The organism is Nodosilinea sp. FACHB-131, from assembly GCF_014695395.1.
Lineage (GTDB): Bacteria > Cyanobacteriota > Cyanobacteriia > Phormidesmidales > Phormidesmidaceae > Nodosilinea.
In genome coordinates, this window is record NZ_JACJOF010000017.1 from 17,295 (window position 1) to 34,335 (window position 17,041).

Here is a 17,041-nt window from a genome sequence, read left to right on the forward strand (position 1 = left end):
TATAGGGCTCGTCTCGCACCTTGAACCCTACACCTAACACCTGACACCTCACTCATCTACCCATTATTACGACCAGATCGGCTGTGGCGCTTAGCCCCAGCACCAGAGAGGTGTTGGCATTGGGTAAACCCCCTGGGCGAGTGTCACATTGGCCACAGATTTTGCATAGATCGCTAATCGCTCGCGTCGCTTAAGTAACTCGACCTTAGCTCTTCGAGCACCATTGCCGCCAGCTTGGTTGAGGCCCCCGCTGCGCCCCGCACCGATCGCAGCTCCTCACGCATTGCCTTCAGCGCGTCTGGATTTTCTAAATACTCCACCACCTCGGCGGCTACAGTTTTGGGGGTGATTGGGCCAATGCGCTCGGGCACCACCTCGCGTTTTGCCCAGATGTTGGGCCAGGCAAACAGCCGCTCCTCCTTATATATTTGTCGTAAAACCAGCCGGTTAATTAACTTGGCAAAGCCATCCCCCACTAGAGGTAGGTTGGCCAGCAGGCCCGGAATGCCGTCCCAGGCTTTCATCGCTTCTAGCTTTTGGGTGGCCAGCAGCACCATCATCGGAATACCTAGGGATCCCAATTCTGCGGTGTTGGCCCCTACGGTGGTGAGGCAAAACTGCATCTGGCCCATCACATCGTAGGCGGGGGTGCCCTGCCACAGTAGCACCTCTACCCCAGCTGGGGTCTGCAAGCGGGGTAGGGCCGCCTCTGGTTCTACCAGTTCGGCCGTCGTGGCTCCCTCAACTAGGCGGATGTCTGGGTTGCGGGCCGCATCGGCAAACTGGGCCAGCGCCTCTAGCGACAGCATTGGCGCTACCGGAATCACAAACTGGGTCTGGGGCCGCAGGCGATGGATGGCCTCAGCGGCGGCCAGCGCGAAAGGCAACCCCACGCTGAGCTTGTTCTTTTTTGATCCGGGCATGAGGCCAATTAGGTCGTAGCCGGGTTTGAGGTTAAGACCATCGCGTACTGACTGCGCGTCCTTATCGCCCTGCACATCGGCCATCAGGTCGCCAATCACCTCACACTTGCTGCGAAACTCCTCAGGGGCCGCCTCCACAATGTTGGCCGTCATGCAGCCAAAGCGATCGATCCAGCGGTGCCAGCGGGCATCCCACTCAGCGTAGATGACGGTGCGATAGCCCAGGCGCTTGCCAAACACGACTGGATAGATCTGGTCGCCACCCAAAAACAGCACTACGCCGTGGGGGTGCCAGTCCCAATTCTCTGCTGTTTTGCCGGACAGTAAAAAGGAGAAGAAATGCTCTGGCCCCTGGACGCGATTGACCCCCGGCAGGCAACGGGCCATCTCGGCCTCGCGCCCGGAAGCGTTGGCACAGGGCGACAGCACCACAGAAATGCGAATTTGGCTGGAATTGGGGTGGTGCGATCGCAGCGCCTGCACCACCGGGCGCACCCAGGTTGAAATTTCCCCTGGCCCGTTGGAGAGAATCAAAATATCGCCGGGGGCGTCAGCTGGGACGGTCATGGGGGCAACGCTCATCGTGGGAAATACCTTGCTCTGGGGCCGAGTCCAGCTGTTGACGCTAGACTCTGCTATCAAATCACCATGATACGGACTCATGTTTACGCCGGGCTGGGGTGCCAGAAATCTGGTGCTCCGACAGCGGTGGGCTGGCGGTCTGTTGGTGTAGGGCGATCGCTAACGAATAGGTCGATCAATTTGTCTTTCGCAATACAACGATACGTAACTTAGACTACAGGCTTGCTTTCTCAGGTTTAGGTTCCCCACTTTTGTCATTCTCATGGAAGCTGTTGGAGTCTTGAAACTCTTTTAGAGCAAGAACTCTTCATGGGCCTATAAAAATGGCTCCAGGGAATGCCGGGTTCCCAAATACTATATTTATGAGAATGCTGATAAGCACTGTTACAATCTGACGACTTCCTTCAGGATCGTTGTCGGTGTCTGATCCCGGTGCTAACGTCTGAGTCATGGTTCGGATAGCCCTACAGCAAAAAGAGTTAAAACCATGACCCAACCCCACAAATTATTTCTCTTGGCGCATTAGGCCAGCGCCCTGTCCCTCGGTTCAGATTTAGCGCGTAGCTACGCCCCTTGCCCTCGTTATCTGAACCCAGCACCCCACGGGTAGTTCTGACTCATTCAACCGTTTTTGACCTGACTTCACTGACGACTCTAGTGCTACAGAATTCAGCGCTTCTCTAAACAACCGATTCTGATCAGCACCCTAACTCTAATTACGCTGGCCGAAATTCAGGCTCAGCAGGAGGTTTCTATGCTTTTTAACAGTAAAACCGCTTTGATTACTGGCGCTTCTCGCGGCATTGGTCGCGCCATTGCCCACGCTCTAGCTCGCCAGGGCATGCAGCGTATCTTGCTCGTTGCCCGCAGTGCTCCACGCCTAGAGGAGGTTGCCGCAGAGGTGCGGCAGTTCGGAGCAGAGGCCGTCATTTTGCCCGTAGATTTGACTGACCCAATTGCGGCCAATGTGGTGATTGCCCGCGCCTGGCAGCACTACGGCCCAGTGCATCTGTTGGTGAACTGTGCTGGAGTGGCCCACCAGGCCCCGTTTTTGCAGGCCAAACTGCCCCAGGTACAGTCTGAAATTTCGACCAATTTGATTGGGCTATACACGGTTACTCGCCTGATCGCTCGCCGGATGGCGACTCGCCGGGAGGGCTGCATTGTCAACGTGTCTAGCCTGATGGGCAAGGTGGCGGCCCCAACCATGGCTACCTATTCAGCGACCAAGTTTGCGATCGTGGGCTTTACCCAGGCGCTGCGCGGTGAACTGGCCCCCCATCGGGTGCGGGTGGTAGCCCTGCTGCCCTCGCTGACCGACACCGACATGGTGAAAGGGTTTGAGCGATTTCGCGGCGTGCAGCCCTCGACCCCAGAGCAGGTGGCTGAGGCCCTGGTGCAGGGCCTGAAGCAAGGCCAGTCTGAGATTTTAGTGGGCTGGCAAAGCCATGCCGTAGTGTGGGCGCAGCGGTTGGTGCCTTGGCTAGTCGATGCGATGGTGCAAATTTTAGCTCCAGTCAGACCGGGGCAACGTCAGCAGCGCCCCATTCGTTCAACTTGACTGGGCTGTCAAGTTGAAAGGCTAGCAGGTTGAAACTTGCCGCTCTGGCTTGGCAACCTGGTAACCCGCAAGGTTTGCCCTAAGACAAACTGAGGCTACTTGGCAGAGGCTGTAGTACCAAAAAAGTCGATGCGGTAATCGGTAATCGTGATCCCAGTGCGGGCTTCAATCTGCTGGATCAGATCGGCGGGCAGGGTGACGTCAATGTCGATGATTTCGTTGGTGTCGAGGCAGTTGACGTGGCTGTGGGAGTCGCTCAGGTGGCCGTAAAGTCGACCATCGGCGCGCTCAACGCATTCGATAATGCCCTGCTCGGAGAGGGCGTCGAGGTTTTGATAAACGGAGGTGTGGCCGATCTCGCGGCCCTGCTGATTGAGGCGATCGTAAATTTCGCGGGCGGAGAGGTGGCCCTGGTGCTGCCACAGGAGTTCTAAAATGTAGCGCCGCTGCCGGCTCAGCCGCATGCCAAGGGCCTGGCAGCGCTCAATGGCATCATCCAGACAGGTAATGGGCTTTTTCAGGACAGCTAACTCATCCATGGTAGAGGAAGTAATTCATACTCAGTACCACTTTAACTTGTTTGAAAGAATCGTGTCTAGAACTACAAATATAAGGTGGAAACTTGAAGCAAGTCCGGCCTTATCAAGTATGAAAGGTTGGGTTGGCGTCGTCTAGGTTGCCCAACTGTTAGGAGCTTTAGCATCTACATTGAGGTCTGATGAATCTAACCGCAGATAAATTCATTGAGTTCTGCGGCTGAGCTACTTCCTTGAGCTATTTCTTTGAGCCATAGGCTCTAAAGACATTAACTGAAAAGAGTCTGGTTTAAAGACAGGTGTTCAGCCTAGCGTGACCTAATGGGACGTTTCACCGGTAGAGGTTTGATCGGGTATGAGCTGGCTCTCGAACGTCAGCGGAGCCGGTAAGCCCGCAAAGGTGAGTTGCCCGCTAAAACTGGCTCCCTCGTGGGTGCTGGCGATCGCAACCCTCTCGACCGGCTGCCTACATACCGTCATAGCCGGTGAGCGACCGGCCAAATCGAGATTGGGAGAGCGCCATCTCCCATCTAGATTGAAGGGCTCGCCCCCTGCTTCGGCCGACTTCGCCTTGGAGCTGTCTGCCACTAGCGCTCCGTTGACGAAAACGCCCGACTGCTGAAGGCGCAGCTGCAAAGAGGGGGGCTCAGAACACTGTTCGCTGGGCTCAATTTGCAATTGGTAGTTACCTCCGATCGCAGTCGGGGCTTGTAGACGAGTTGTGCCATACCGGCTGACTACGCTGAAGAGGGTCACCACAGAGCTAATGGCAACCCCATAAAAAATCAAAGACTTTCGATCAAAGTGGCTCAAAGCGCAATCCTCGACGGCAGAAATAAGGTTGATAAAATGAGAAACTGAGCAGATTTAAGCGCTCAGTTAACTAAGATGCGGCGTTTGCCGAAGCACTTAGAACAGAGGCCAAATGGGGAGAGGCCACCTGACGATATTTTCGGGTGATGAGTAGCGACGAATGGCAGTGGTTAGACAGAGCATCGGCATAGCGCCCTAGGGTTTGACGCTCTACTCCCCACTCGCGGCTGGCTCCAGCGATGGTCAAATCAGCGTTGCGAGAGGCTTCCACAATGGCTGCGATTGGCTCGCGGGTAGATTTGACCAGAGTTTCGATGCGATCGCCCATAACCTCGTTCATCTGAGCTATTACTCTACTAAACTCAGTGCTCAGCGCGTAATCACTATAATCATTAATGGCAAGCTGCAAGATTTCTAAGTGACATGTAGGCACATTAGCTACCAATCGCAGCCCTAGCTCTAAAGCTAAGTCATTGTGCGCGCTAGCCATATAAGGCACTAAAACTGTGTCAATAGAAGTGAGATTTTTGTCCGACAAAAACTGCCACATCTTTGGGTACTGCACTTAATACTTGCCCAACCCGACCACCTAAACGGTTTTGGTCAAAAACGGGGCGGTGCCAGCCCATTACAATCAAATTAGAGTGCTCTAACTGAGCGATTTCTGAAGTTTCGCGCGCCACATCGTTAGTAACTTGAACAATCGGCAAAATGGTTTGCTTCGATGCGGCAATACCTAAGGACTCAATTAACTGGTTGAGCGATTGCTGCCGTTGCTCAATTAAGCGATCGATTTCAGTCGGCGTTGTCGAAAAAGCATAATCTTCCTGCATCTCAACTAGGTTTAAAAGATCAACCCTCGCAGATGGTTGGTTTCCGTATGAGGATCACAGCAAGTCAGCATTGGGTTCAAATTCCGACTTGAACTTAATCTCTTCCTTGTTGATGGATGGATCTCCACCGAAAAGTCGATTTTATTCAAGTGGGGAAACAACTAACGTTTTAAGCATGGTTCAGTAGAACTAAATCGGCCGTTAGCTTCTATTGAGTAGTAGCTTTTAGAAAGGAATATAGTCAATATGAACGTTAACGAAAGAAATAACCAAAGACCGGATCCAAATCATGATCCGGATTATAAACTGACGCCTGAGCACAAGCCAAATCCTGATAGCAATCCAGACCCGATCACCGGGGAGCATGGCGCTCGTCCTGTGGGTACAGGGGTTGGTGCAGCAGGCGCAGGCGCCATAGGCACCGCTGTTGGGGTTATTGTCGGTGGCCCAGTTGGGGGTGCTGTAGGCGCTGTAGTTGGCTCGGTAGCGGGTGGGCTGCTGGGTAAGGGGGTAGCTGAAACCCTAGACCCCACGGTTGAAGACGAGTATTGGCGCCATAACTATGCCACTCGCCCCTACGTGGAGGCCGACCATAGCTATGAAGACTATAGCCCTGCTTACCGCGTCGGCTATGAAGGTCACTCAACTTACTCGAAACAGGGGCTGTCTTACCAAGATGCTGAACCCCAACTGAGACAACGCTACGAAGAGCAGGGCACCCGTCGCATAGGCTGGGATAAAGCAAGGCACGCTAGTCAAGACGCATGGCATCGGCGCGAGCATAGCGTTTCTGACAATAGGACTACTCTCAAGTAGGTTCTAGGCGCGATCGCTACACAACACACCTGCGGGGTTCAAAGATTACTTTGGACCCCGCAAGCTGTTTTAACTGTTAATCAGCCAAACTGATCGGCGATCGCAGAGTGATACCCGTTGTTAGGCTCCACACAATCAAATCTAAGCGGGTAGCTTAACGATGAACGTGGTTCCTTTGCCTTCTGCACTTTCGATTTCAATCGTCCCATCGTGGGCTTCGACGATGTTCTTGGCCAAGAATAGCCCTAAGCCCCAACCAGTCTTTTCTTCCGCAGCGGGAGTCCGACGAAATTGTTGAAACAGGATAGATTGAGTTTCTGGAGGAATGGGAGGGCCTTCGTTGTGAACGGCAAGGTGAATGTGGTTTTCAGCCTCATAAAGCTTGACTGTAATCGGTGTATCTGGATCGCCATACTTCACGGCGTTGCTGGCCAAATTTTCAATCACTCGCCGAATTTGTTTGCGGCTGCAGTTGCTTGTAATGCTTGGGTCTGAGACTACGACAAAACGGTCTCCGTAGGTGAAGTTTAAATCTTCGACAACATCTTTAAGCAGCTGAGCAAGGTTGCATTCCTCAAACTCTAGCTTTATGTTTTGGCCGGCCCGTAAGCGACTGGCATCAAGCAGATTTTGAATCATTGCATCCATGCGATCGATGGCGCTAATCATTCTGACTGTGATATCAAGATGGGCATCGCCTCGTTCAAACCGACGCAAAATTAGTTGTGTTCCCATTTTGACAATATTAACCGGACCTCTCAGGTCATGGGTTAATGTCACCATAAACATTTCTTGAATATCTCTCAGGGTGTGGGAAAACTGTGTTGCGGCGTCGTTAACGGCTTGCTCAATGGAGTCGATAATGATGTCGCGCTCTCTCACGCCTAGAGGGCTTTCTTCCTCTAAAACCTGAAATATGACCTGGCGAAGAATGTGGTATTCCAAAATGAGCTGACTGACAGTGTAGTCAGCATAACCAGCGCGCTCATGGCCATGCTGCTTGCCTACGTGGGTGCTTTTTAGCCTAGTTGTCTCGATTTGGGCAGAGGTTTTGCTAGCTTGATCTGAGATTGCATCAGCCAGGTGATTTAGGTAAAGGGGCAAAGAGTTTTGTAGGGCTAGCGAGTTTTGGTGAATTGATGCACTCAACTCGTCACGGGTTCGAATCTCCCAAATCTCCAGAATCTTTTTAGTATTCCGCTTGAGATGTTCAGAAACTGAGTTCGACATCGTTTCTTCTGAGGATTGGGAAGCGGACATTCTGGCAGCGGTTGTTTAAATAATACCGAGACAGTTATATCAGGTAGCCCCAAGGAAGTTCATCACCCGTTTGGTAGAAGCTGGCTATCGGTAAGTTTGCTGTCTGGAATTCTCGTGCTGTTGGGCGTGGTAGAGCAATGCAATGGAAAACTTGGGTTCAAAACAATCGCTTTGAATAGGGTTTCCTCTATAGATTAAGATTAAATGAAATAGCAATAAAATAAATAGCTGCGAAATTTGCGATCGCGTATTGCAGGGCAAGCGAGTAAAGATAGCTGCTGATTGATAGCTGTTTATAAGTTGTTAATGACTACACTTCCCAATTAGGTTGCCCTAGAGAAACTGTCGATCGGGGTTAATACTTAAGAACCTGTAATATTTTGAACCGGCTATGCTGAAGGACATTCGAGAGGCGATCGCTGCCCCTGGTAGCCCTTAGCTCTGCCTTGTCCCGCTGGGGTTTATTCTAAAACTGATGGGTAGCTAGATGAGCGATCGGGGTAGGTAGTCTTGCGGTATGCCGAGTAGCATAATAATTTGACTAGCAACTGTGGGAAAGGGGTGAAGCGCTGAGGAGCAAGGCGATCGTCGTCTCCTACGATGGACTCCGCAGCGCATGCCATACAAGTAAATGGTAGACAAAACGCCTAAACGAATTGGTATTATCTGGGACTCGCTGGCTAAGCGCATCGCCTCAGCAGCTCCCCAACCCGCGCCGATATCGTCTGGTGGTCGGGCGCTTTCGCTGAAGTGGTATCTCGTCCTATTGGTTGCGGGGACATTGCTGCCGGTAGTGCTATTTGCCGCTGCCGTCGTGTTTCGGCTGTCAAGTCAGGAGCAGGCTGCATCGGAGCGGCTGATGCTGCGAGAAGCTCGCAATCTGGCCTCGACCGTAGAAAGTGAATTTTCTAGCACAACTCGAACTCTACAGGCCTTGGCGGCCTCTGAGCAGCTCTATCGAGGCGACCTCGATAGCTTTCACAGTGAGGCGCAGCGACTAACGGCGACGCAGCCTACCTGGCTGACAACGATACTGCTGAGGCCCGATGGGCAAGAACAGCTGAACAGCAGGCATTCCTTGAGCACGCCCCTAACTTACACCCCTGAGCCGGACAGTCTAGAGCAACTGATCGAAACCCGTCAGCCTACGGTGGGTGACCTGGGTGAGGGGCAGCTGGGGTACGACTTTACCTTTCCGGTGCTTGTCCCCGTTCTTCAGGACGGCAACTTGCAGTACGTGCTGACGGCGCTGATTACGCCTGAGACTTTGTCTAAAGTGGTGGTTGCTCGCCTCCCAGTCGACGGAGAATGGACGCGCGTCATTGTCGATGGTCAAGGGGTTGTCGTCGCTCGCACCCGCAATCCTAAGCGCTTCGTGGGAAAGTCTGGCACACCCTCCTTCTTAAAGCGGATTAGGGCCACCGACGAGGGCGTCTATCGGGATATTAGCCTGGACGGGAAGCGGGTGTATGTTGCTTTCAGTCGGGTTCACAATACCCCTTGGACGGCGGCAGTCACGGTGCCGGTCAATGTGATTCAAAGGCCCATGCAGCGGGCGATGTTGTTGGTGGTTGGGCCAGGTTTAGCGCTGCTTCTGGTGAGCGGTGTGGGGGCTTTTTTGCTGTCGCGCCAGATTTCTCGCAGCATTACCAAGGCTGCCCTGGCTGCTGAAGCCCTGGCTAAGGGTGAGCCTCCCCAGGTGAGCACGTTGTCCATTCGGGAAATTGTTTTGTTGGGGCAATCGCTAGAATTTGCGGCCAATTTGCTGTCGCAGCGAGAGCGAGAGCGCACTGAAAACCTAATGCGGGCAGAATCTGCTAGAGAAGAAGCGGAGGCGGCTAACCGCATCAAAGATGAATTTTTGGCGGTGCTATCCCATGAGTTGCGCACGCCCCTAAACCCCATTGTGGGTTGGTCTAGTCTGCTGCGCGCTGGCAAGTTGGACTCCAAGAAAACAGCGTTTGCTTTAGAGGCGATCGAGCGCAATGCTAAACTCCAAACCCAGCTGATTGAAGATCTGCTAGATGTTACCCGCATTATGCAGGGGAAACTGAACTTCAATATGATGGCGGTTAATTTAGGGGCAATTGTTGAAGCCGCGATCGAAACGGTGCGATTAACCGCAGAAACCAAATCGATTAATATTCAAGCTGATTTAGACCTGGCGGTGGGGCAAGTGTTGGGCGATCCTACCCGGCTTCAGCAGGTGATTTGGAACCTACTCAGCAACGCTATCAAGTTCACAAATGAGGGCGGAACGGTAGTTGTTCGGCTGGCGAGAATTGGCTCCCAGGCTCAAGTTCAAGTTAGCGATAGCGGCAAAGGCATTCATCCCGATTTTATCGCCCATGTATTTGAATATTTTCGCCAGGAGGATGGCACAACCACTCGTAAGTTTGGCGGCTTGGGGTTAGGGCTGGCGATCGTGCGAAATCTGGTGGAGCTGCACGGCGGCACTGTGCAAGCAGAAAGCCCTGGCGAAGGGCAGGGGGCAACGTTTACCGTGAGGTTGCCGCTGCTGGAGCGGTGAGGATAGGTGCGATCGCACAACATGTCCCCAGCCAGCTAACTAGGGACATAATTGAGTCCATCTACCGCAAAGACTGGGGCAGCTAATTGACGCAAACTAGCCAAAGCACCGCTGTCAAAACTCAACCCCTATAGCGGTAGCTAGATCACCGCCCAATGGAGGACCCTTGCATGAGCGCACCCCAAAAAACCATCGCAGTCCTAGCCGCTGATGCACCGCTGCGAACGAGACCGTCACTCTATCCAGAGCCTTTTGCCTCAAGAATGGCGGGTCGTGAAAAGCGACCGCTGGGAAGTCTCTTTGAGCTGTCGAACTTTGGTGTTAACCACGTGACATTGGCTCCCGGCGGGGTTTCAGCGTTGCGCCATGCCCATGCCACTCAAGATGAATTTGTTTACGTTATTTCAGGCCAACCCACTTTAGTGACTAATGCTGGCGAAACTTTGCTGCAACCTGGCATGTGTGCTGGCTTTAAAGCAGGCGATGGCGACGCCCACTGCTTAGTCAATCAGACCAGCGAGGATGTTGTTTACCTGGAGATGGGCGATCGCAGCCCCAACGATCGGGTTTTATACCCCGATGACGATATTGAAGCGGTGCTCTCCCCAGACGGCCAGTGGCAATTCAACCACAAAGATGGCTCGCCCTACTGAGCTAGGTCACGCTTGGGGCTTTCTAAGCGCTAGGGCTGAGGGCTTTCTCATCGGTCTTACCTGCGATCGCCTGCTCGGCCATGGCCCTCAATCGCTGAATGCGATCGTCGGTGGAAGGGTGGGTCATAAACAGCGTCATCATCCCTTCCTTAGAGAGAGGGTTGACGATAAACAGGGGTGCAAAGGCCGGATTGCCGTGGATGGGCACTTTTTGCCCCGTTTCCTCCAGTCTTTCCAACGCCCGTACTAGCGCTAGAGGGTTACCGGTAATCTCAGCGGCTCCGGCATCGGCGGCATATTCTCGGGTTCTCGAAAGAGCCATGCGCAGTAGCCCAGCGGCGAAAGGAGCAATCACCAGCAGAAACAAAATGGCAAGGGGGTTGTTGCCGCGTCGTCCCCCGGCTCGGGCCATCGGAAAATACAGTGCCCCAAAGGTCAGAATGCGGCCTAGAAAGGTCAGCGATCCCGCTAGGGTGCCCGCTACAGCCTGGGTAAGGGTATCGCGGTTGCGCACGTGGGTGAGTTCGTGGGCGATAACGGCATCCAGCTCGTCATCGGGCAATAGATCGATGATGCCCTTGGTGAGGGCGATCGCCGCGTGGTTGGGGTCGCGGCCGGTGGCAAAGGCATTGGGCGACTCTGCGGGCACCAGGTAAAGGGTCGGGGTGGGAATGTTGGCGCGATCGCTCAGCTTCTCCAGCCGCTCGTACAGCTCGGGCGCCTCTTCGCGGGGCGTGGGCTGAGCCTTAAATGCCGCCAGTGCCGCCTGGTCAGAGTAGTACCACGAGCCAAAGCTGCTCACCGCCGCAAAGCCTAGCCCATAGAGCAAACCTGTCTCATTTCCGACCAATAGGTAGCCTGCCAGCACAATCAGCCCGCTGAGCAACGCTAATAGCGCAAAGGTTCTGAACAGATTCATGCCAACCATAGATCGCTCCTCAGGCCATGGTGTCTGCTCACAGCATCTCAAAGGTATGCATCACTGAAGTCTACCTAGGGAAAGACATTTGCTTAGCCAGCCTCTCAATCACCTGTTACCAGTAGTGAGGACACTAGTAGAGCACATCGGCTCGCTGGGGCGATTGAGGTAATGGGATATGATCAAGTTGCCGCAGAGAGCATGGATCGCCTATGACAACGCTGTTGATCCAGACAGAAAACCTGCCTCTAAGGGTCAATTTCCCGGCCAGTGCCGAGATGACTGCTGCTGAGTTTTATGACTTTTGTCAGGCCAATCAAGATTTGCGCATTGAGCGTTCGGCTAGCGGTGAGGTGATTGTCATGCCCCCGGCCTTTTCGGATACCGGCAATCGCAACCTCAAGATTGCTCAGCAGTTGGCGAACTGGGCCGATGTCGATGGTACCGGAGAAGCCTTTGACTCTAGCGCCGGGTTTACCTTGCCCAATGGCTCAACGCGATCGCCCGATGCTGCTTGGATCCGCTTAGAGCGTTGGATAACACTGACTGAGGCTGAGCAGGCCTCCTTCGCGCCTCTCTGCCCAGATTTTGTGGTGGAACTGCGATCGTCGAGTGATTCACTCAGTGGGCTAAAGGAAAAGATGGAGGAGTACGTCGCCAATGGTGCAGCTCTAGGCTGGCTAATCGATCGCAAGGCTCGTCAGGTGCATGTCTACAGGCCTAATCAAGCACCCGAAATTTTAGTGAACCCTGTCACGGTTAGCGGTGACCCCGAGCTGCCGGGTTTTACCCTTCAAATGGCTAGAATCTGGTAGAGAAACCGAATTGCTTTGAGCAAACGCGAAGCGCGATTGCAACTGTCCAAACTTCCGGTTGCCTGAGGATGCGGTGATTTAACCTTTAGCTAAACCGGCGAATCGATTAGCCCTGGGTGACCCTGTGGGCGGGGGCTGGAGGCATCCCAGAAGAAGCGGCGTTCTTCAGCGGTGATGGGGCGATCGTTGATGCTAGCTTCGCGACGGCGCATGAGGCCGTTCTCATCGAACTCCCAGTTTTCGTTGCCGTAGGCGCGGTACCATTGGCCACCGTCGTCGTGCCACTCGTATTGAAAGCGTACGGAAATGCGGTTGTCGCCGTAGGCCCACACCTCTTTTATCAAGCGGTAGTCGAGTTCTTTATCCCACTTGCGGCGCAAAAAGGCGCGGATGGCGTCGCGGCCCTGGAAGATTTCAGCTCGGTTGCGCCAGTGGCTGTCTTCGGTATACGCCAGGGCAACGCGATCGGGGTCGCGGCTATTCCATGCGTCTTCGGCCATGCGGGCTTTGGCGATCGCAGTCTCTAGGGTAAAGGGGGGGACGATGGGAGTGGGCATGGGGGTGGGGAAGAGCGAAGAAGGAAGAAGGAAAGGCTGTTGGCGATCGCCAACAGCCCGGAGATTGTGAGTCAGGACGCGCAACCGGGGTCTACCACTTTTTGTAGGGCAGGAATTTGCCGTTCATGATCACTTTGACGCGATCGCCCTTCGGATCCTCAACTTTCTCAATATCGAGGGTGAAGTCGATGGCGCTCATGATGCCGTCGCCAAACTTTTCGTGGATGACGGCTTTCATCGGCATGCCGTAGACCTGCATAATCTCGTAGAAGCGGTAGATCAGCGGGTCGGTGGGGATGACGGGATCGAGCCCGCCTTTGACGGGGAAGTCAGTCAGCGCCTCAATCAACGAGACGTCGGCCCCAAGTGCTTCGATGATCTTGGTGGCCTCCTCCACAGAAGCGCTGGCCTGGCGATAGAAGACAGAGGCAATCCAGACTTCGTCGCAGCCGATTTTAGCTTCGAGGTCGGCGAAGCTAAGGCCAGCGGCTTTTTTGGCGGCCAGCAGTTTTTCGGTGATAGGAGAAACAGTCATGGTTGAATCCTCTTAATTACGTCGTTTACTCAAATACTCGGTAGGGTGGGCATTGCCCACTTACGTCCTTAGCGGAGCTGATATCCCTTCGCGCTTCAATGAATGGGCAGGTGACCAAGGTCGGGGACAGAGGTAGCCTGGGTGAAGGCGCGGTGAAATGGTGGGCATTGCCCACCCTACGGGTTGCTTTAGGTTCACCCATCCACCCCATCACTCACCCCCCCACTCGCTCCGCCTCCACCGCGCGGGTTTCACGAAACAGATGGCTCTCCATCTCGGCTTTGAGGCTCTGATAGGCGGGGTGCTGCTGAATGGTTTCGCGGTTGCGGGGTCGGGGAAAGGGCACCTCCAGGATCTCGTCGATGCGGGCGGCGGGGCCACGGGTCATCATGACGATGCGATCGCTTAGCAGCAGCGCCTCTTCGATGCTGTGGGTAATCATGATCACGGTCTTGCGCTGCTGTTCCCAGATGCGCTCGACCTCCTCCTGCAAAAAGGCGCGGGTGAGGGCATCGAGGGCACCAAAGGGCTCATCCATCAGCAAGATCTGGGGGTTGATGGCCAGGGCGCGAGCAATGCCGACCCGCTGGCGCATGCCGCCCGACAGTTCGTGGGGGTGCTTGCGCTCGGCCCCGGCGAGGCCCACCAGCTGAATGTGCTCTTTGATGATGCGATCGCGCTTTTTTGCTGAAATTTTCGGCTCTACGGTTTCTACCGCAAACCGCAGGTTTTCTTCCACCGTCATCCAGGGCATCAGGGCATAGTTTTGAAAGACCATACCCCGGTCTGGCCCTGGCCCTGCGATCGGGGCACCGTTGAGCAAAATCTCGCCGCTCGTGATCGGGCTGAGGCCCGCAATCATGTTTAGCAGAGTCGATTTGCCGCAGCCAGAGGGGCCGATGATCGACACAAAGGTGTTGGGCTTAATATCGAGGTTAATGTCTTGAATGGCGACAAAATCGCGGCGGGTTTTGCCGGTCAGCTTGCTGAGCAGGTCTTTTTTGCCGGGGAAAACCTTGGCCACCTGGCGAATCGACAGCTGGGCAGTCTGCGATCGCGCGTTGGCTAAATCAATCGCGTTCACGGGAGCAATACTCATGAGTTTCGACCAAAGGCAACAAATTTTTCGAGGGCAGCAAACAGACTATCGAGCACTAGCCCCGTCAACCCAATAATGAAAATGGCCACCAAAATATTCGGTATCGACAGGTTGTTCCACTCATTCCAGATGAAGTAGCCCAGGCCTGTGCCCAGCAGCATTTCCGCCGCCACAATCACCAGCCAGGCAATGCCCATGCTGATTCGTAGACCCGACACAATATTCGGCAGCGCCGCCGGAATAATCACCTTCCAGATCGTCCGCAGACGCGAGGCTCCCAGAGTCTTAGACACGTCCAGATAGTCTTGATTGACGTTAGCGACTCCAAAGGTGGTGTTAATCAGCGTCGGCCAAATGCTGGAAATAAAAATGATGAAAACGCCGGTTTTCTCAGAGTCGCGCAGCAAATATAGGCCCAGGGGCAACCAGGCCAGGGGCGAAATCGGCTTGAGCAGCTGCACGTAGGGGTTAAACGCCTTAAACGCCACCGGCGAAATGCCAATCAAAATGCCTAGGGGCACCGCCACCAGCGACGCTGCAATGTAGCCGATCGCCACCCGCCGCAGGCTAATCAGCAGATTCCAGCCGATACCCAGGTCGTTGGGGCCGTTGCGGTAGAAAGGGTTAGTTACCCACCACCAAAACTCTTTAATTGTCTCGGTAGCGGTGGGCACGCCCTTCACAAACCAGCCCGACTTCGCCCCAATTTCCCAAATCAGCAGAAAAACGCTGAGGGAGAGCATAAACAGCGCGAATGCTTTCACATTTTCGTTTTGCCAGAGCGGTGTCTGCCGCTCCGCTCCGATCAATCCAGGCGTGCTGTGACTCGCCGCCATGATGCAATACCTCCTAAAAACTGCGCCGATGCGGTTTCACCAACTCAGACCGGCCCTAGGCCAACGGCGGGACTCATGTCTGGGCCCAAAACTTACTTCCCAAACTGGTCGATTTGGCTTTTGACATAGTCTGCCGACGCGGCCGGATCAAAGGTGTCGAAGGCTAGAGTTTCGGTGCGATCGGTCTCGAAGGGAGGCTCTTGGCCCAGCTCTAGAGCTAGCTCGCGGGCCAGATCCGTTAAAAAGACCTCTGCACCCACCTGATCAATGTCGCTGTTGCTGACGGTGGCAGCGGTGTTGCCCTCCCCCAGCAGCTCCCAGCGCACCAGCTGGGACGAAATCCATTTGGCAAAGCTCTGCCAGGGGTAGGGCTCGAAGCCAATGCGATTGGGTTCTGAAAGGGTGTTGCCCTGGCCATCGTCAAAGTTGCCGGTCAGCACCGCTTCAACGACCTCGGGAGGCTGGTTTAAAAAGGCGCGATCGGAAATCGCAGCGGCAATCTCGGGCCGGTTAGCCGGATCTTGAGCGTAGGCGGCCGCCTCGATGATGGCCTTGTTCAATGAGCGAAAGGCGTTGGGGTTGGTGGTAATCCATTCGTCGCTGGCGGTGAAGGCGCAGCAGGGATGCCCATCCCACAGCTCTTTGCTCAGCATGTGAATATACCCGGCGCCTTCGTACACGGCCCGCTGGTTGAACGGGTCAGGCATCAGCATGGCGTCAATATCGCCAGCGATCAGCTGAGCAATGCTGTCCGGCGGAGGCACGGGACGAATCTGCACATCTACGTCAGGATCCAATCCGCCGGAGGCCAAGTAGTAGCGCAGCAGCAGGTTGTGCATCGAGTAGGGGAAGGGTACGCCGATCACAAAGCCCTTAAAGTCGGCGGGGCCGTCAACCTTGCCCTTGTGGCGCTCGGCCACGGTGATGGCCTGGCCGTTGACGTTTTCGATGCTGGCCAGCTTGACACCAAAGGCGGCGGAGCCAAGGCCTAGAGTCATGGCGATGGGCATGGGGGCCAGCATGTGGTAGGCGTCGAGTTCGCCTGCGATCGCCGAATCGCGCACCGCACCCCAGCTCGGCATCTTCACCACCGTGGCGTTAAAGCCGTACTTTTCGTAGAAGCCCAGCGGCTCCGACATGATAATTGGCGTCGCGCAGGTGATAGGAATAAAACCCACCTGAATGTCGGTTTTCTCCAAGTTGCTAGTGTCAACGGGGGCCACGGTCGACTCTTCTGCCACCGGCTCGTCGCTACCACCAGCGCAGCTGGCCAGGGTCACCAGGGCTGCACCTACGGCCATGTTGCGCAGGAACTCGCGACGGGTCGCCCCACTGTTGCGAACTGAATCGGCAAAGAAGAGCCCGGCCTGGGGGCCAAAGGCTGCCGCAAAGGCATTTTCTAACCCGCCTGCCTGCTCACACAGCGCCAGAATCAGCTTTTCGCGCTTGGGGTCGTTGCGGCCCACTCGCTTGAGGAACAGCGCCTTGCGCAGCTCGTAGGCATTAACAGTGTCGGCAGCGCGCAGCTGGTTTTGCTTGTAGACCCCCATCTTTACTAGGTCGTCGACTATATCGACCGGGTCTTGGGGCATGGTTTCCATAAACCGCGAGTGATTGCCCGTAAAATGCACCGTGCCGCAGTCCCGACAGGGATGACCGGGCAACATTAGGGAGGGCGACGTGCAACTCAAACTGCCCCAGTCGTTGAGCGACTTTGCTACTGCTGAAATGACCATAAACAGATGGTTGAACGCGACAAAACCCTTTCCCGAT

Annotated in this window: 16 protein-coding genes and 1 pseudogene; 5 read left to right on the forward strand and 12 right to left on the reverse strand. The window is 54.8% G+C overall.

Annotated features, from left to right (window positions below; genetic code table 11):
- Positions 1-173: 173 nt before the first annotated feature.
- Positions 174-1,586, reverse strand: a complete 1,413-nt coding sequence (locus tag H6F75_RS11610) for a lipid-A-disaccharide synthase (RefSeq protein WP_347710641.1) — start codon at positions 1,584-1,586, stop codon at positions 174-176.
- A gap of 673 nt (positions 1,587-2,259) precedes the next feature.
- Between H6F75_RS11610 and H6F75_RS11615 the strand changes: the two genes are divergently transcribed.
- Positions 2,260-3,066, forward strand: coding sequence for an SDR family NAD(P)-dependent oxidoreductase (locus tag H6F75_RS11615; RefSeq protein ID WP_190752350.1), 807 nt, complete (start codon positions 2,260-2,262; stop codon positions 3,064-3,066).
- A gap of 95 nt (positions 3,067-3,161) precedes the next feature.
- On the opposite strand, the gene H6F75_RS11620 is transcribed toward H6F75_RS11615, so the two are convergent.
- The 4 genes and pseudogenes from H6F75_RS11620 to H6F75_RS11635 form a co-directional block, all read right to left on the reverse strand.
- A complete protein-coding gene (locus tag H6F75_RS11620) occupies positions 3,162-3,605 on the reverse strand; it encodes a Fur family transcriptional regulator (protein ID WP_190752352.1) in 444 nt (147 codons plus the stop codon).
- 315 nt (positions 3,606-3,920) lie between these two features.
- Positions 3,921-4,361: a hypothetical protein gene (locus H6F75_RS11625; RefSeq protein ID WP_206754678.1), complete on the reverse strand. Its 441-nt coding sequence runs from the start codon at positions 4,359-4,361 to the stop codon at positions 3,921-3,923.
- Positions 4,362-4,485: 124 nt separating this feature from the next.
- Positions 4,486-4,755, reverse strand: coding sequence for a hypothetical protein (locus H6F75_RS11630; protein WP_190752356.1), 270 nt, complete (start codon positions 4,753-4,755; stop codon positions 4,486-4,488).
- Between the two features lie 169 nt (positions 4,756-4,924).
- Positions 4,925-5,272 (reverse strand): annotated as a pseudogene (locus H6F75_RS11635) (universal stress protein); the annotation flags it as partial.
- 354 nt (positions 5,273-5,626) lie between these two features.
- Here H6F75_RS11635 and H6F75_RS11640 point away from each other — a divergent pair.
- Entirely contained in the window at positions 5,627-6,064 is a 438-nt protein-coding gene (locus H6F75_RS11640; protein WP_242019914.1) for a hypothetical protein, read from the forward strand.
- A gap of 141 nt (positions 6,065-6,205) precedes the next feature.
- Here the strand turns inward: H6F75_RS11640 and H6F75_RS27735 are convergent, their stop codons facing one another.
- Positions 6,206-7,324, reverse strand: coding sequence for a HAMP domain-containing sensor histidine kinase (locus H6F75_RS27735; protein WP_199303891.1), 1,119 nt, complete (start codon positions 7,322-7,324; stop codon positions 6,206-6,208).
- A 631-nt stretch (positions 7,325-7,955) separates the two neighbouring features.
- Between H6F75_RS27735 and H6F75_RS11650 the strand changes: the two genes are divergently transcribed.
- Positions 7,956-9,854 (forward strand): ATP-binding protein, encoded by a 1,899-nt coding sequence (locus H6F75_RS11650; RefSeq protein ID WP_190752360.1) that lies wholly within the window; start codon positions 7,956-7,958, stop codon positions 9,852-9,854.
- Between the two features lie 170 nt (positions 9,855-10,024).
- Positions 10,025-10,507 (forward strand): cupin domain-containing protein, encoded by a 483-nt coding sequence (locus H6F75_RS11655; RefSeq protein WP_190752362.1) that lies wholly within the window; start codon positions 10,025-10,027, stop codon positions 10,505-10,507.
- Between the two features lie 22 nt (positions 10,508-10,529).
- On the opposite strand, the gene H6F75_RS11660 is transcribed toward H6F75_RS11655, so the two are convergent.
- On the reverse strand, positions 10,530-11,435 hold the full coding sequence (locus tag H6F75_RS11660; RefSeq protein ID WP_190752364.1) for a M48 family metalloprotease: 906 nt from the start codon (positions 11,433-11,435) through the stop codon (positions 10,530-10,532).
- 203 nt (positions 11,436-11,638) lie between these two features.
- On the opposite strand from H6F75_RS11660, the gene H6F75_RS11665 reads away from it, so the two are divergent.
- Positions 11,639-12,241, forward strand: a complete 603-nt coding sequence (locus tag H6F75_RS11665; RefSeq protein ID WP_190752366.1) for a Uma2 family endonuclease — start codon at positions 11,639-11,641, stop codon at positions 12,239-12,241.
- Between the two features lie 89 nt (positions 12,242-12,330).
- Here the strand turns inward: H6F75_RS11665 and H6F75_RS11670 are convergent, their stop codons facing one another.
- The 5 genes from H6F75_RS11670 to H6F75_RS11690 form a co-directional block, all read right to left on the reverse strand.
- The gene (locus H6F75_RS11670) at positions 12,331-12,798 is read right to left on the reverse strand and encodes a nuclear transport factor 2 family protein (RefSeq protein WP_190752368.1); all 468 of its coding nucleotides are present in this window, start codon (positions 12,796-12,798) and stop codon (positions 12,331-12,333) included.
- Positions 12,799-12,889: 91 nt separating this feature from the next.
- Positions 12,890-13,333 (reverse strand): cyanase, encoded by a 444-nt coding sequence (cynS, locus tag H6F75_RS11675; protein ID WP_190752370.1) that lies wholly within the window; start codon positions 13,331-13,333, stop codon positions 12,890-12,892.
- Positions 13,334-13,547: 214 nt separating this feature from the next.
- Positions 13,548-14,432: an ABC transporter ATP-binding protein gene (locus tag H6F75_RS11680; protein ID WP_190752372.1), complete on the reverse strand. Its 885-nt coding sequence runs from the start codon at positions 14,430-14,432 to the stop codon at positions 13,548-13,550.
- On the reverse strand, positions 14,429-15,268 hold the full coding sequence (ntrB, locus tag H6F75_RS11685) for a nitrate ABC transporter permease (RefSeq protein WP_190752374.1): 840 nt from the start codon (positions 15,266-15,268) through the stop codon (positions 14,429-14,431). The genes H6F75_RS11680 and ntrB overlap by 4 nt, the downstream gene beginning before the upstream one ends.
- A gap of 92 nt (positions 15,269-15,360) precedes the next feature.
- Entirely contained in the window at positions 15,361-17,004 is a 1,644-nt protein-coding gene (locus tag H6F75_RS11690; protein WP_190752376.1) for an ABC transporter substrate-binding protein, read from the reverse strand.
- Positions 17,005-17,041 lie beyond the last annotated feature (37 nt).